The sequence below is a fragment of the Mesotoga sp. Brook.08.105.5.1 genome, assembly GCF_002752635.1.
GTDB lineage: Bacteria > Thermotogota > Thermotogae > Petrotogales > Kosmotogaceae > Mesotoga.
In genome coordinates this window covers 31368-47086 of sequence record NZ_AYTW01000061.1, presented here as the reverse complement: position 1 = coordinate 47086, position 15719 = coordinate 31368, and the positions used below count along the sequence as shown (strand labels likewise).

Here is a 15719-nt window from a genome sequence, read left to right as displayed (position 1 = left end):
GTCGGTGAAGTCCGGGACTGTTGCTTTAGTGGGAAAGCCCAATGTGGGAAAGTCCACATTGATAAACACCATTATCGGAGAGAAGATTGCTATCGTCTCCGATAAACCGCAGACAACGAGAAACCGGATCGGCGGAATACTAACGACTGAGGAGGGCCAGATCGTCTTCTACGACACGCCCGGAATTCACAAACCTCTTCACAGACTCGGGCAATACATTCTAAAAGTCGCGACTTCATCGCTGGCCGGATCGGATCTTCTGCTGGTTATAGTCGACCCGACGGACGGGCTTCGCGAGTCGGACAGGCTCGTTGCCAATCATGTTAATCAAAGCCGAATTCCTGTCTTTCTCGCCATCAACAAGATTGATGAATACAAAAACGAAAGGCTTATTCAGGACTTCAAAGCAAAGGCCGAAGAGCTTTTCGAAAACGTTCGAAAGACTTTCCTGATCTCTGCTAAGAGCGGAGATGGTGTTAAAGAGATAATTGAAGATGTCTTCGACTTTCTTCCAGAGGGAAAGATGCTTTTCCCCGAAGACCTGATAACTGATCGTTCTTCCAGATTCATGGCATCGGAAGTAATTCGAGAAAAGGTTCTGCAGAACACCAGACAGGAGATCCCCCACTCGGTGGGAGTTGTTGTTCGGGAGTTCAAAGACGAAGGTAGTATACTGAAAATAAGAGCCGATGTAATCGTAGAGAGGAGCAGTCAGAAACCGATAATTCTCGGCAAGGGCGGCTCGATGATCAAGACCATCGGCACTGAAGCGAGGACGGATCTCGAATACATATTCGACCAGAAAGTCTTCCTCGATCTCTTTGTCAAGGTAAGAGAAAAGTGGAGAGATAAAGATTCCTTTATACAGGAGTTCACAAACCTAAGAGACGAACTTCAGTAGACCGGGGGGATGTAAATGAAAAAGGGAAAGGCGACTTTCGTTCTCTTTCTTATGCTCTTCATGATGGTCCTTCTAAACGCGGACCAGATGGTCATGTCTCCGAACATCGGGGAAATCGAGACCGAATTTGGAATAACAAAAGCAGACATTGGCCTCATCCAGGGTTCATTCACTATCGTCGGCGCCCTCATTTCACTTCTATGGGGCTTCCTGGCAGACAAGTACAGTAGAAAACACCTTCTGCTATTCAGCGTTTTGGTGGGCGAGATCCCATGCTTCCTGTCTGCCTTCGTCCAGACTTTCCCTCAGCTCTTCATTACACGGGCTTTGACGGGGATCGGGGTAGGAGCTCTCTTTCCAGTCGTCTTTTCGTACGCCGGAGATGCTTTCAAAGAGTCTCAGAGAGCAAAGGTCAATTCCTTCCTCTCTACGGCAATATCTTTGGGAGCCATTGTAGGGATGGTAATTGCCGGCTTCACCGGCACATCTCTTGGCTGGAGAACGCCCTTCATCATCGTATCTCTTCCGAACATTGTCCTCGCGTTCCTATTCTTCCTGTTCGCTGAAGAACCAAAGAGAGGAGCCGCCGAAGTGGCTGTCGGCGAACTCGTGGATCAGGGGATAAATTACATCGGAAAAGTTAGACTGTCCGACTACAAGGAACTCTTCAAAGTGAAGACGAATCTGATTCTCTTCATACAGGGTATTTTGGGAACGATTCCCTGGGGAGCAATACCGTACTATCTTGTGAACTACTTCGAAACCTCGAAAAACCTCTCAAAGGAATCGGCCACCTTGATTTTCATTTTCTTTGGAGTCGGAAACGTGCTTGGAATATTCTTCGGAGGTCTTGTCGGTGGTCTATTGTATAAGAAGAAGCCGTCATACATGCCTCTCTTCAGTGGAATAACGACAATAATCGGCACTTTCGTGGCTCTCCTGGCCCTGAACTTCCCACCAGTTGAGGGAGCCGGCAGCTTCATAATGCTGGGAGCGCTTGGAATGGTTGCTGCCGCTTCAGCGTCTATGACCGGACCAAACATGAAGACCATGCTGATGAATGTCAATCCCCCGGAAAACAGGGGAAGGATATTCTCGGTTTTCAACTTGACAGATTCTCTCGGAACGGGATTTGGGCAGTTCTTTGCAGGAACCCTGGCCACGGCAGTAGGCTCGCTGGGAGTCGCAATGAACGTTTCCGCGCTCTTCTGGCTTCCTTGCGGACTGGTGCTTCTTACTGCAGTACTGGCTTTCCCTAGAGACATCGACTCCCTTCACAGAAAGATGAAAGAGACTGCTCTCACTATGGGGAGGGGAAAATAGAGGCTTGTCAAGGGGTCGAAATTGATTACAGGACTGCCTTTGACTTGGAATATCGAAAAGAAAGTTGTATAATCTAATTGCTGAAGTAACCCTCAGACCGCTTCGCTGCCCTCGAAAAGGGCAGCAATTTTTATTTATAATGGTTATTTGCATAGATTTCTTCTTTGGGCTTGCTCGAAGTGCCTCGATTTTAGGAACGATACTTACTTGGTGAGGAAATAATCTGCGATTCCCGTAACCAGGGCCTCAACAAGCTTTTCTCTGTAATCACTGGTAGAGAGAAGGACATCTTCTTCGGGATTTGACATGAACCCCGCTTCGAAAATCAGCACGGGAACTTCAGACCAGTTGAACCCCGTCATGTCGTCACGAACTCTGATTCCGAGAGACTTGATCCCGCTTATTTGAAGCAAGCTCGCATGGATCTTCTCGGCGGCCTTCCTGCTCTCTTCGTAGATCGGTGCAGTGTATTTGGACGATGAAGAAGGAATAATCACCATGAACCCCTTCAGAGTATTATCAGAGCTATAATCTGCATGAACACGAATGCATAAGTCCGCATTAGCCTCATTTGCGATCTTCGCTCTTTCAATATTGCTCAAATTGACATCATGGCTCTCTCTTGTCATCACGACGTCGAACCCTTCCTCAAGAAGCCTGTCCCTCAGCATGAACGACAATTCCAGATTGAAAACATACTCGGGGATTCCCGTAGATACGCCGCGAGTCCCCGTGGAAACCTTCGCCTTTGTTGTCTCGGAACCGGGAGCGATCGGCTCATGAGTCAGATCGGCCTCCTTCTGATGACCGGGGTCGATACAGATAGTTAGCGAGAAACCAAGAGCGGCTAACAACATTACAACTATTAGAAGTACTATTCTGTTCTTTGAATGCATGGAACCACTCCTAATTATTAGTCAATAAAGATTATAACTTCTTTACGAATCGACAAGGTTAAACCTCAAAACTTGTAGTTACATTCACGGTCCACTCGGAAACGGAGACCCATTGACGGTGAACTGTCATACGCTTCCAGACGTGTCGGCCTCTCCTCCTGTCGAAGTCGGCCTTACTTCGTCGTGCAGCGAGCATCACTTCCCCGGACGATCCTCCGGGCCTCCGTCCCTGGGGAACTTAGCAATGCTTTCATTTCAATCCGGCATCTTCCCGAACTCGCTTTCTAGGTTATAATTATCAAGGAGGTGAGAGCTATGGCAAGCACTTACAGAAAAGAGATGCTGGAGTCAGAGATAATGAAGGTTCTCACAGTAGCTCTATCATCTTACACAGGCCACAACGACTCGCTTGGAATGACTTCCATTGTTAGGGTAGAACTCAGCAAGGACAAGAGATTCGCAACGATATTCGTCAGCTTGATGGGTCCTGACGATAGAAAGAAGAAACTCGTTGAGAAGCTGAATGAAGACAAGGGGATCTTCAGAACGGCTATTGCAAAGAATATCAGGTTATTCAAAGCTCCCGAAATACGCTTCAAGGAAGATATTGGAATTGAGGCAAGCCTCAGGGTAGCACAGTTGCTTGAACAGATCGAAAAGGAGAAAAAAGAGTCGAATAATGAGTGACGGAATAATACTCGTTGACAAGCCCGTTGGTGTAACCTCTCACGATGTTGTCAACCTTCTTCGCAGGAAACTGAATACAAAGAAGATCGGTCATGCGGGAACACTTGACCCTTTTGCAAGCGGACTTCTGATTGCCGGAATCAAAAAGGGAACCAGATTGCTCGAGTATTTCCTTGAAATGGATAAGACATATAGAGCGGAGCTTGAACTGGGGAGGATAACCGACACCTTCGATATCACAGGAAAGACAGTTGAAGAGAGAGAAGTTCCCGAGATCTCGATTGACGACATAACTTCGGTTTTGAAGTCGTTCGAAGGAGAGTATTTGCAGGTGCCGCCTGCATACTCTGCAAAAAAGCACAACGGAGAAAGACTGTACAAACTAGCTAGAGAGGGGAAGATCATAAACCTTCCACCGAAATCTGTGAAGGTTCACTCAATAGAACACATAACTCTCTCACAGAACAAGGTCACCTTCACCGCAAGGGTCTCGAAGGGGACTTATATAAGATCGCTAGTCATGGACATTGGCTACAAGCTTGGCTGTGGAGCGACAACCACTAACCTCCGACGAATTTCGCAGGGCAGATTTTCGGTAGACAACTCATACAGTATAGATGATGTTTCGCAGATCTCCGTAATCCCAATGGAGGAAGCAGTGGATTTTTTGCCCGGTCTTCTCCTCAGCGAGTCCGAAAGCAGCAAGGTGTTACTAGGTAATCAGATCCATGCTAACGGAGTTGCCGGCATCTTAGGGCACTTCGAGAAAGACGAGATTATCAGGATAATTGGAAGCGACGAGCGGCTTATCGCAGTGGCCAAATCCGAGCGCACCTCCTCATTCTTGAAGACGCTTATCGCGAAAGACTCCAAAGAAAGAGTGGCCAAACTCGTGAAGGTTCTCGGTGCATGAAATGTATGTAGCCTGTATAGGTAACTTCGATGGCGTACATCTTGGGCATAGAGCGATCATGAAAACAACGGTAGATGTTTCAGAAAGCCTTAAGATGCAGAGCACAGCTATATCAATCGTCTATCCCTGGGGATACTACTTCCCCAATTTTCCCGGCATCATCTATCCTGTTGCCCAGCGTTTGGAGCTTATCCTGGCAACAGGTATAGAGAGAGTAATTACTGCCAACATGGCCGATATAAGATACCTTGAGCCGGAGAAGTACATCTCGGGCCTTGTGAAGCAGGGCGTAAAAGCCTTTGTAGTAGGTAAAGACTTCACATTCGGAAGCGGTGCAAAGGGAAACGTCGATCTTTTGGAGAGACTTTCCAAAGAGATGGATTTCGGCGTTGTAGTAGTTCACGATACACTTCATAACGAAAGAAGAGTCAGCAGTAGCTGGATAAGGGAGAGCCTTGTCAAAGGTGATATCGGATTGGCTAACACTCTCCTGGGGAAGAAGTACTCTATACGGGGAAAAGTGTACAAGGACAAACAGCTCGGTTCGAAAATAGGTTTTCCCACAGCAAACATAAGCAGGGGAGACGAGAAGCTGGTAACACCGAAGTCGGGAGTTTACATTGTCAAGTCGCAGATCAACTCAAGAGACTACTTCGGCCTGCTAAACATTGGATTCAGACCGACAATAAACACTTCCGAAGAGGTGAAGTACGAGATCTACTTCTTTGATTACTCGGGCAGCCTCTATGACAGAAATCTAGAGCTGGAGCTCCTCGAATTCATAAGGCCCGAGCTTAAATTCGAATCCCTCGACGACCTGATAGAACAGATCAGACATGATGTAAAAGTCTCAAAGCGCTGGCTCGAAATTCACTCAGATATGCTCTGAGAAGAACGATGAGATTGCCTCGAAGAACTGAGGCTTCCTCTCTTCATCTGCAAACATCTCGTGCTTTCCACCGGCTATCTCTATTATTCTCTTCTCTGACTCTATCTTCTTGTAGAGCTCCTGTGCCCCAGCGGGATCGACAACCCTGTCTGCAGAACCATATACTATCAGAGTAGGGATTTTGATTTTGTTCGCATTGGCCATTGCCAGATCGATACTATCTTCAAGCCCAAAGAAGAGATTCGGCGATACCCTGTCATGAACATACGGATCATCTACATATCTCTTCACGGCCCTTTGATTATGCGAAAGATCCGATGGAGTAAAACGCGACGAACTACTGAACGTCGTTTTCGGCGCGACTCTTCTGACAACCGAAATCAACGGCAGCAACTTCTTCACGGAGTCCTTCGCTGAAAAGAGATGGGGTGCGCTTATAGCCAGAGCTCTGTAAGAATTTGGATACTCCTCGGCAACCCTGGTAGCAATAAGCCCTCCCATACTATGGCCAAAAAGAAAGACCGGGAGATCCGGCTGGATCCTTTTCACTCCTTCAGTAAGCTGCCTGACCGCCGAAATGAAATCTGTAAAAGACTTTATGAAGCCGCGTGTTCCGGCCTGCATTCCGTGGCCGGCAAAGTCCGTCGCAAAGACACCAAATCCCTTTTCGCTTAGATAAGAAGCAAAACCATCATATCTTCCGCTATGCTCACCTATTCCATGACATAACACAACGTTCGCCTTAGCCCCTGGAGAAAACCACCGTCTGATAAACACCGAAACACCTCCTCAAAATGATTATATCTCTTAAGCAGGGGTGTTTACAAAAGCCGGAGACCATGATAATATTATTTCTGTTCGGCCCCATAGGATAACGGCTAGTCCACCGGATTCTCAGTCCGAAGGTCGGGGTTCGATTCCCCGTGGGGCTGCCACCCTAAGTTCCTCAAGTGATACCTAAAGTACGTTGAAGGGTCTCCCGATAGGGAGATCTTTCGTTTTTTAATGCTGGTACCTTAATCTTCACTTGAGCGCCAAGTGCTGTGAAATACGGTTCTCCGTCGGCTGTCCAAGAGCCAGGACCCGTCCTCCGAAAAGATCATTCGAGAAAGAGCTGATAGAGACGTTCGCTGCGCTCACGAGAAGGCAGGTGAAAAGTCTCAGTCACTGCTGAAATTAGACGCAAGCGCCGAAAGAACATCGGCGGACGCAAGGCTGGCTTCGCCAGGTCGCAATGCCCGGGAAAGCATCCGGGGACGCAAGGCTGCCTTCGGCAGGAGGCGATTTTGAGCCTGTTTGTTGACACAGACCAGTTTCGGCTTTGCGAGACCAATAAGAAGCATCGATAAAGAGCTGATAGAGACGGTCGCTCGCTCACAAGAAGAGCGAGATTCTGAGCAGGATCATCTCAGAATGACGCGCTTAGATTAGGGTCTGGAGTCTAGGGTCTCGGGTGTGGTGAAAAAACGATTTACTCTGCGGGCATCCCGTGGTGCCTGCCCAGAAAGCCTGCCCTGAAAATTTCCTGTTCAGGGCTCCTGTTTGGGGGCTCTGTTCAGTATCATGCCGTAATATCCCCACACCGTCATCCCGTGATGGGTCTGCACGGGATCTGGTCTTGAAGTACCGAGGTTGCAGGTTCGAAAAACCTTGTGAGCAGTATTTTGAAACAAGTTCACCATGACGGGATGCGATGTTCTCCAAATAACCTAAGGCAATCATTTCAGAGTCGGATCCTGAATCTAGTTTTCGATCTTCTTCTTGGCTTAACCAAGAACGAAGAACAGGTCCTCGCTCTGGAACGAAGAACGAGTTTTCCTCGGAGGACGGTGGACCGATGACGGTCAACGTGGTTTTCATCAGCGCGCAGCCTTCAGCGGCTCTCTGATCTTCCCAGCGGGTCCTTGCTCCTAAGCGTACTGCGTTTTTTAGGAGCAGGATTCTGAATCATTTTGGAATGACGACTGGCTACTCCTTCTACCCTCATTCTATACTCTCTGCTTTCTCTCTTGTGACAATACACGAGAATGACGGAATCCTAGACGAAGAACCTAGAACCTGGACGCGTAGCGTCGGAACGAAGAACCGTTCTTCACGAATAACAGGTCCTCGCTCTGGAACGAAGAACGAGTTTTCCTCGGAGAACGGTGGACCGTTGACGGTTGACCTGAGAGGCTTCGTGCGAAGCAGCATCACTTCCCGACAAAGTCGGCCTCGCCTCTCACTTTTTTCTTGCCACTGATCTTTGGCTCTTTCCACCCCCAATCTGCTCTACCCGCAGCCACGGCTCTTCAAATCTCTAAGCAATCTCTAAGCGTTTGTTAAGCGGGCTCTAAGAAACGGGCCGTAGACTGAGAATATACCAAAAATCATATGGAGGTGTAAGAGATGAAAAAGATAGTGTTGATTACGATAGCGGTTCTTCTGATCGGTGGAATGACATTGGCAGTAGGTTACGGAACGAAAGCGATGCAGAGAGTTCAGGATCCCACAACCTGTGAGAACTTTGTGGATGCAGACGGCGACGGAATAAATGACAACTGCCCGAATGACGGAGTAAGAGAACTGAAGAATGCCCAGGACGGAACAGGCTACAGGCACGGCGCCTCTGGCGAAAAGGGACCGGGACTCGGCAGAGGATTCGGAAAAGCAGCACAGCTCTAAAAGATAAAACCCCTACCCAATCTATCAAGGGCCCGAAAGGGCCCTTGTTCTTATGATAACAAAATCGAAGACAATAGACGTCAGGAATCCGTCGGTCTACGTTTCTGGCTTGGGCTGTCATTTCGAATCTGATTGCGAAACTAAACGCTGTAGAGATGACATGAATGAGGTTAGAGGTTAGAAAGGCAAGATCTACTTGCTCTTCTACCTCTTCCCTCTGGTCTCTTACGTCTTTTGCCACCTTCAACAAGGACCTGGACGCGAAGCGTCGGAACGATGAACCTCTCTTTTGCTCTTGATCTTGAATCCCCGCTTGCGGTGGGAAGTGTTTGTTCTGAAACAAGTTCCGAGCTCGACCCCGTATCGATAACATGTATCTCAAATGTGGCAGTCTGTGCATTGCACGCGATAACACGCTTGTTATTGAATTCTCTTTTTTCCTCGAAGCGACGCTCTCGATAATGTTCTTTCCCGACTGTTAGTATCGAAGAAACGTGGTTTTCATCAGCGCACAGCCTTCAGCGGCTCTTCCCCCGCGAAGCGGGACTTAAGTCCGCCAATGCTATAATTGGCCTAGAACAATGTTAATCGTGGAGGAACAGTATGAACACTCTGGAAGATATTCTTTCAAAGCTCTCCGGAAAGCTATCAGAGCTTAAATTGGAGTACAAGGTGAAAACCATAGGAGTCTTTGGTTCCTACGCGAGAAATTTACAGACTGAAAGCAGCGACGTCGACATTCTTGTCGATTTCGAGCAGACTCCTGATCTCTTCGAGTTCATAAGGCTTAAGAACGATCTCGCATCATTGCTTGAAAAGCGTGTCGATCTGGTAACTCGCAAAGCACTAAGAAAAGACTATGAAGATCGGGTCTTATGCGAGGTCAAATACATATCATGAGACCAGATGACGCTGAGAAACATATCGAAGAGATCCTAAGAACCGCTCACTCACAAGAAGAGCGAGATTCTGAGCAGGATCATCTCAGAATGACGCGATGCAAAAGAAGACTATCACCCCATGTCACTCGTACAAACTCCTTACTTCATCACCCGTAAGCCTGCCCAGAAAGCCTGCCCCAATGAGCCTGCCCTGAAATGCTCCTGTTCAGGGTCATCCCGTGATGCTTCTGCACGGGATCTGGTCTTGAAGTACCGAGGTTGCAGGTTCGACAAACCTTGAGAGCAGTATTTTCGAACAAGTTCAGCATGACGGGATGCGATGTTCTCCAAATAACCTAAGGCCTGCATCCCGAGTACTCCTTATGTCAATCCCTTACTTTGTCATCCCGATATGAAACTGATCGGGATCTCGAATGTAAGAACCGCTGTGCGCTTAAAAGCGGGGAACCCGCTGATCGCTGTGGAGAACCGTCCTTCGTGACTCGTCCCAGATCATGGACCCGTCCTTCGCTCAGACCCAAGCCCAGATCCTGAACAGGAGCACTTCAGGATGACGTGAAGGACTGTCTTCCCGTGATGGGTCTGCACGGGATCTGGTCTTGAAGTACCGAGGTTGCAGGTTCCAAAAACCTTGAGAGCAGTATTTTGAAACAAGTTCAGCATGACGGGATGCGTTGTTCTCCAAATAACCTAAGGCCGTCATCCCGAGTACTCCTTATGTCAATCCCTTACTTTGTCATCCCGTAGAGCCTGCCCCAAAATGCTCCTGTTTGGGGGGTCTGCACGGGATCTCGCATCTAAGAACAGCTGTACGCTTCCTAGGAACGAGATTTTGAATCAATTTCGGATGACGACTGTGACGTTTTTGCTTTCGGGTCTTTAGCTTGCAACTCGGAACTGAGAACCTGCAACTGATCATCAGCGTACAGCCTTCAGCGGGTCCTTGCTCCTAAGCGTACTGCGATTTTTAGGAGCAGAATTCTGAATCATTTTGGAATGACGACTGGCTACTCCCTCTACCCTCATTCTATACTCTCTACTTTCTCTCTTATGACAATACACGAGAATGACGGAATCCTAGACGAAGAACCATGAACCTGGACGCGTAGCGTCGGAACGAAGAACCGTTCTTCACGAATAACAGGTCCTCGCTCTGGAACGAAGAACGAGTTTTCCTCGGAGGACGGTGGACCGTTGACGGTTGACCTGAGAGGCTTCGTGCGAAGCAGCATCACTTCCCGACGAAGTCGGCCTCGCCTCTCACTTTTTTCTTGCAACTGATCTTTGGGTCTTTCGGACCCCCTACCCCTATCCGCAACCACGTTCTCTAAGCAACCTCTAAGCGGCCGTTAAGCGGGCTCTAAGAAACTGGCCGTAGACTGAGAATGTACCAAAAATCAAATGGAGGTGTAAGAGATGAAAAAGATAATGTTAATTACGATTGCAGTTCTTCTGATCGGTGGAATGACATTGGCAGTAGGTTACGGAACGAAAGCGATGCAGAGAGTTCAGGATCCCACAACCTGTGAGAACTTTGTGGATGCAGACGGCGACGGAATAAATGACAACTGCCCGAATGGCGGAGTAAGAGAACTGAAGAACGCCCAGGACGGAACAGGCTACAGGCACGGCGCCTCTGGCGAAAAGGGACCGGGACTCGGCAGAGGATTCGGAAAAGCAGCACAGCTCTAAAAGATAAAACCCCTACCCAATCTAGTCAAGGGCCCGAAAGGGCCCTTGTTCTTATGATAACAAAATCGAAGACAATAGACGTCAGAAATTCGTCGGTCTACATTTCCGCCTTGGGCTTTCATTTCGAATCTGATTGCGAAACTAAACGCCGTAGAGATGACATGAATGAGGTTAGAGGTTAGAAAGGCAAGATCTACTTGCTCTTCTACCTCTTCCCTCCGGTCTCTTACGTCTTTTGCCCCCTTCAACATGGACCTGGACGCGAAGCGTGGGAACGATGAACCTCTCTTTTGCTCTTGATCTTGAATCCCCGCTTGCGGTGGGAAGTGTTTGTTCTGAAACAAGTTCCGAGCTCGACCCCGTATCGATAACATGTATCTCAAATGTGGCAGTCTGTGCATTGCACGCGATAACACAGTTGTTATTGAATTCTCTTTTTTTCCTCGAAGCAACGCTCTTGAGAATGTTCTTTCCCGACTGTTAATATCGAAGAAACGTGCTGCTGAAAGAAGTTCAGACGGAACTTGAGTTTTTTTGCTCTATAGCTGCAACTTTCATCTTGGCACTTGCAACTGATCTATTTCGGAGAACGGAGAACCGATGACGGTCAACGTGGTTTTCATCAGCGCGCAGCCTTCAGCGGCTCTTTTTTGTCTTCCCAGCGGGTCCATGCTCTACCCAGCGTACAGCCTTCAGCGGGTCCTTGCTCCTAAGCGTACTGCGATTTTTAGGAGCAGGATTCTGAATCATTTTGGAATGACGACTGGCTACTCCCTCTACCCTCATTCTATACTCTCTACTTTCTCTCTTATGACAATTCACGAGAATGACGGAATCCTAGACGAAGAACCAAGAACCTGGACGCGTAGCGTCGGAACGAAGAACCGTTCTTCACGAATAACAGGTCCTCGCTCTGGAACGAAGAACGAGTTTTCCTCGGAGGACGGTGGACCGATGGCGGTTGACCTGAGAGGCTTCGTGCGAAGCAGCATCACTTCCCGACGAAGTCGGCCTCGCCTCTCACTTTTTTCTTGCAACTGATCTTTGGGTCTTTCGGACCCCCTACCCCTATCCGCAACCACGTTCTCTAAGCAACCTCTAAGCGGCCGTTAAGCGGGCTCTAAGAAACTGGCCGTAGACTGAGAATGTACCAAAAATCAAATGGAGGTGTAAGAGATGAAAAAGATAATGTTAATTACGATTGCAGTTCTTCTGATCGGTGGAATGTCATTGGCAGTAGGTTACGGAACGAAAGCGATGCAGAGAGTTCAGGATCCCACAACCTGTGAGAACTTTGTGGATGCAGACGGCGACGGAATAAATGACAACTGCCCGAATGACGGAGTAAGAGAACTGAAGAATGCCCAGGACGGAACAGGCTACAGGCACGGCGCCTCTGGCGAAAAGGGACCGGGACTCGGCAGAGGATTTGGAAAAGCAGCACAGCTCTAAAAGATAAAACCCCTACCCAATCTAGTCAAGGGCCCGAAAGGGCCCTTGTTCTTGTAATGAATACAATCGAGTTTGACAGCACAAATTCTGAAAGACGCTGAAGAAGTGTTAAATGGAAAAGAAGGGAGGACGTACCACCGCATTTTCAAATCACCACGTGCTTGATTCGTTAAGTATCTCAATGGCCCCACACTCGATTTGGAGTGTTCTTTTGTGGGTTCTGTTTATTGTCTCATGAGAAAAATGAAATCCTTCTGAAAGAAGGGCCTCTACTGGCGGCTGCCCTGTACAGCGGGGTTTGATTTTCAGTGTCGCCATATTCTGGCGAAAGACGGTCTCAAGTAGACGAGTCCCTAATCAGCAGTAATTATCATAGGATTCCACGCTGATTTCGAGCGGTTTTCTCCGGGAAGCCTCGCGCTAGCAGCTGCTTTCTTCAATACAAATATCCTCTGGCTATATCATATGATCAATCTAGATGTTCGATGAAGGCGAGCTAGCTGATATGACCACAGAAGAATACTGATCAGATTATTCCCTATTCTTTTCTTTTTTCTCTGACAAGGTGTTTTTTGAGAGTGACTGAGGCACATTGATCAAAGGTATTCTTATAGGGGGATTCATTCCAGCCTGCGAAGTGAAAGAGATAATAGCGGCCCTAAGAAGAGGGATCAGAGTTGCGGTCCCGCTAATCATGCAAAAGTCTTCGAATGTTTTGTCTTCCATATTCTCGGGAGCTTCAAACCTACCCTTGATTGTTGCATCGAGCTTCAAAGCCATCTTTCTTCCGCTTCGACCCCTGACTTTGACTGAGAGAGACAACAAGCCGAGGAGGCAACCGTTATCGGCACGCCCATATTCAAGCTCTGGATCATGCAGGTCCAGCGAAATTGACATGTTTTTGACCCCCTCCTGGAGAGTAAACGAAAAATCAGAAATTCTGTGCGCCAAGAAACGGAACTCGGCATTCACTGGCTCAGGCACTATTCTTCATCCCTTTGATGCTTTGATTGCCAACGTACTCCCATATTGAGACTCGCTCTTCAGAAGAATCTGGAATCGAAGTATCATCTTTGAAGTCAATCTCAAGAGATACACGACCTCCGAGTTTGTTGACAACGTCAAAAAGCTTTCTTATTGTAAAGTTATAGTCGCCACTTTCGATCTTCGAGATCATTGCCTGGCTGCACTCTAGTTTTTCTGCCAGCTCCTTTTGTGAAAGGGATTTATCCGCCCGATAGTTAATGAGAGCTGCAGAAATATCCGTCATGACTCCAATCAAGTTCAACTCAAATCTCGTGTCATCGTCTGCCGACTCTAACAACAGTTCGCTGTCTCTCTTGAACACAGGCTCTGGATTTTCAGTATTCATTCTTCTCTTTCTATCGCCTTCACCCCATGAAAACATAAAAAACTACACCTCCTAAAACTTGCATACATTGAATCCCCGACCGGTCCATTCACAAATCCGCGACTTCAGTCTCTCGATCGCCTTCTCATACTTTTCATCGGACTCATCAAAGAAGACAAGATAAACGATAACCTTCTTATCATTGAAGAAGCAGAAAAGAATCCTTGCGTTTTCTGGATCATTCCTCTTCGTCTCTGTAAGATGAAGAGAGTATATTGAATAACTGGTCTCCGTACGTCTGAAAACCTCCAGGCGGGAAGATCTTCGCGGTTTTGCAAGTTCCGTTTTCACATAATTCTCCCCCGCCTTCTCCAGCAGCTCGGTGAGCAAAAACCTATTCTTTATCAGATCCTTCTTTCTGGAGGGATTCTTTCCTACGTACTTGTCAAATTCCCTCTGCATTCTTTCGTCGGATAAGACATCGATCTTTCTCTCCATCTTACCTCTATTTATAACTTATAAGTTGTATTATTGTAAGAACGATCCGTAACGATTATTACTCGTTACAACCATCTTGGGTCAATTAATAAGGCATTGCTCGCGATATCAAATGATTTCCATGAGCTTTCGGGATGGTTTAAGTAATCCTCTTGAGTTGATCTCTGGATGTAGAATAATTGGTTAGTTGGACTTCAACATTTCCTCTGCAACTGGTTTTCTCTTCGCGAGAAACCTTGAATATTCACTAAGTTCCATTGATTGCAACAAGCACAAAGCACTTTCTTATTGCGAGATATTCGCAAGTTAATATCTGTAGCCGGGCCAGTTGATCTACTTTCTCTTAGTATCGAAAGTTGTTTAAGCAGACGGGCATAGTTCGCCTCAGTTCACATGAGAATTCATCAGCAGAACCAAAACCTGCCTACGACTTACGGAATAAATCCCAACGATGTCAGATATACATTTCATAAACTGTTGTCGAATTTCTTTACCAAGAAGAGATCGTTCTGAACTGAAGACGTTTGTCCCAATGATAGATAATTGAAGTAGCCGGGCGGGCGCCCGGCTTCGGTTCAGCTATGTGAATATGCAATGGCAAAACGAACATGTTACCCTTTGACTGTTTGCTATTCTCCGGAAAGCATCTACTGAATAGGGTTTGCTTCGGTCACCTGCTGCGTACCTGCAATGGTGTGCTGATTTTTTCCCACCCATTCCTCAATAATCTCCTTCCCCTCGAATAGATCAGCAATGGTGATCGATTCGCCGAGTTTGTCTTCGTAGAAGTTCTGTAAGCTTCCTCCTCTGGAGCTGGAGAGATCGAGGATCATACCTGCTATGATGTATCTTCTGCTTTGCTCTGGCTTGTCAAGGTTCTCGAGTGCCTTGCCTGCAAGAAAGTAGCTTTTCGGAGTCCGGGGATCGAGCCTCAGCAGCTTCTGAGCCCATGCGAGGGCATCGAGAGGCCTGTCAGTATCGAGATAGAGATAAACAAGCTCTTCCACAGCTTTCATGTTGTCTTTGTCTTCCGAGAGTGCAGCCCTGAACATAAGTTCGGATTTGTAAGGCTTCTTTCGCTTCTTGTAGATCTTTCCGAGGAAGACCATTCCTTCTATGTCATTCGGTTTCCTGGAATAATGCTCTTCAATGAGAGACTCTGCAGTCTCTGTGTCATCGAAGAGATAAGCGATATGCCCCAGATCCCACAGCTCTTCTTCGTTCAGAGTTACCCACCTTTCGAACTCGCTCGCAACTGATACGCCTTTCTCAGCCTCAGAAGCGCATTGACTACTTTCTCCATTTAGAACTGTTTCTGAAACACTCTCCTTCTTTGAGAGATCGTTTATTATCTCGCGATAAAGCTTGCCCGCTTCTTTCCAACTTCCATCCAGAAGCAGAGCCATCGTCTTGGTTATTCTGTCTTCCATGATATTTCTCCTTTCGTCGAAATAGTTGCAAGTTCTGAGTTGCAAGTTGCTTAAAATCCGCTGCACGCTTGAAAGCGGAAAACCCGCTGATCGCTGGAAAGACCGCTGAGAACGAAAAATG

At 47.4% G+C, this 15719-nt stretch carries 15 protein-coding genes and 1 tRNA gene; 10 read left to right on the top strand and 6 right to left on the bottom strand.

Annotated features, from left to right (window positions below; all coding sequences use genetic code 11):
- Positions 1 to 4: 4 nt before the first annotated feature.
- Entirely contained in the window at positions 5 to 901 is an 897-nt protein-coding gene (era, locus tag V512_RS14125; protein WP_099831085.1) for a GTPase Era, read from the top strand.
- 15 nt (positions 902 to 916) lie between these two features.
- Positions 917 to 2224 carry an MFS transporter gene (locus tag V512_RS14120; RefSeq protein ID WP_099831084.1) on the top strand — a complete coding sequence of 436 codons (1308 nt, stop codon included), beginning with the start codon at positions 917 to 919 and terminating at the stop codon, positions 2222 to 2224.
- A 203-nt stretch (positions 2225 to 2427) separates the two neighbouring features.
- Here V512_RS14120 and V512_RS14115 read toward each other — a convergent pair whose 3' ends face one another.
- Positions 2428 to 3120 carry an N-acetylmuramoyl-L-alanine amidase gene (locus tag V512_RS14115; protein WP_099831083.1) on the bottom strand — a complete coding sequence of 231 codons (693 nt, stop codon included), beginning with the start codon at positions 3118 to 3120 and terminating at the stop codon, positions 2428 to 2430.
- Between the two features lie 315 nt (positions 3121 to 3435).
- Between V512_RS14115 and rbfA the strand changes: the two genes are divergently transcribed.
- From rbfA to ribF, 3 genes are read left to right on the top strand one after another with little or no spacing between them, the layout of a single operon-like run.
- Complete coding sequence (gene rbfA, locus V512_RS14110; protein WP_099831082.1) at positions 3436 to 3807, top strand: 30S ribosome-binding factor RbfA; 372 nt, start codon at positions 3436 to 3438, stop codon at positions 3805 to 3807.
- Entirely contained in the window at positions 3800 to 4720 is a 921-nt protein-coding gene (gene truB, locus V512_RS14105) for a tRNA pseudouridine(55) synthase TruB (RefSeq protein WP_099831081.1), read from the top strand. The genes rbfA and truB overlap by 8 nt, the downstream gene beginning before the upstream one ends.
- Position 4721: 1 nt before the next feature.
- Positions 4722 to 5609, top strand: a complete 888-nt coding sequence (gene ribF, locus V512_RS14100) for a riboflavin biosynthesis protein RibF (protein WP_243392466.1) — start codon at positions 4722 to 4724, stop codon at positions 5607 to 5609.
- On the opposite strand, the gene V512_RS14095 is transcribed toward ribF, so the two are convergent.
- Positions 5595 to 6386 (bottom strand): alpha/beta hydrolase, encoded by a 792-nt coding sequence (locus V512_RS14095; protein WP_099831079.1) that lies wholly within the window; start codon positions 6384 to 6386, stop codon positions 5595 to 5597. The two genes, ribF and V512_RS14095, sit on opposite strands and share 15 nt — an antisense overlap.
- Before the next feature lie 83 nt (positions 6387 to 6469).
- Here V512_RS14095 and V512_RS14090 point away from each other — a divergent pair.
- From V512_RS14090 to V512_RS14045, 5 genes are all read left to right on the top strand, one after another.
- Positions 6470 to 6544, top strand: a tRNA-Glu gene (locus V512_RS14090).
- 1453 nt (positions 6545 to 7997) lie between these two features.
- Positions 7998 to 8273 (top strand): hypothetical protein, encoded by a 276-nt coding sequence (locus tag V512_RS14080; RefSeq protein WP_099831077.1) that lies wholly within the window; start codon positions 7998 to 8000, stop codon positions 8271 to 8273.
- A gap of 603 nt (positions 8274 to 8876) precedes the next feature.
- The gene (locus tag V512_RS14075) at positions 8877 to 9173 is read left to right on the top strand and encodes a nucleotidyltransferase family protein (protein ID WP_099831076.1); all 297 of its coding nucleotides are present in this window, start codon (positions 8877 to 8879) and stop codon (positions 9171 to 9173) included.
- 1418 nt (positions 9174 to 10591) lie between these two features.
- Complete coding sequence (locus V512_RS14065; protein WP_099831074.1) at positions 10592 to 10867, top strand: hypothetical protein; 276 nt, start codon at positions 10592 to 10594, stop codon at positions 10865 to 10867.
- Positions 10868 to 12043: 1176 nt separating this feature from the next.
- Positions 12044 to 12319 carry a hypothetical protein gene (locus tag V512_RS14045; RefSeq protein ID WP_099831070.1) on the top strand — a complete coding sequence of 92 codons (276 nt, stop codon included), beginning with the start codon at positions 12044 to 12046 and terminating at the stop codon, positions 12317 to 12319.
- Positions 12320 to 12850: 531 nt separating this feature from the next.
- Here the strand turns inward: V512_RS14045 and V512_RS14040 are convergent.
- The 4 genes from V512_RS14040 to V512_RS14025 form a co-directional block, all read right to left on the bottom strand.
- The gene (locus tag V512_RS14040; protein ID WP_099831069.1) at positions 12851 to 13216 is read right to left on the bottom strand and encodes a protein-export chaperone SecB; all 366 of its coding nucleotides are present in this window, start codon (positions 13214 to 13216) and stop codon (positions 12851 to 12853) included.
- A 79-nt stretch (positions 13217 to 13295) separates the two neighbouring features.
- The gene (locus tag V512_RS14035) at positions 13296 to 13727 is read right to left on the bottom strand and encodes a helix-turn-helix transcriptional regulator (RefSeq protein ID WP_099831068.1); all 432 of its coding nucleotides are present in this window, start codon (positions 13725 to 13727) and stop codon (positions 13296 to 13298) included.
- Between the two features lie 15 nt (positions 13728 to 13742).
- A complete protein-coding gene (locus tag V512_RS14030; RefSeq protein ID WP_099831067.1) occupies positions 13743 to 14168 on the bottom strand; it encodes a hypothetical protein in 426 nt (141 codons plus the stop codon).
- Between the two features lie 647 nt (positions 14169 to 14815).
- Positions 14816 to 15598 (bottom strand): hypothetical protein, encoded by a 783-nt coding sequence (locus V512_RS14025; RefSeq protein WP_099831066.1) that lies wholly within the window; start codon positions 15596 to 15598, stop codon positions 14816 to 14818.
- Positions 15599 to 15719: the final 121 nt, after the last annotated feature.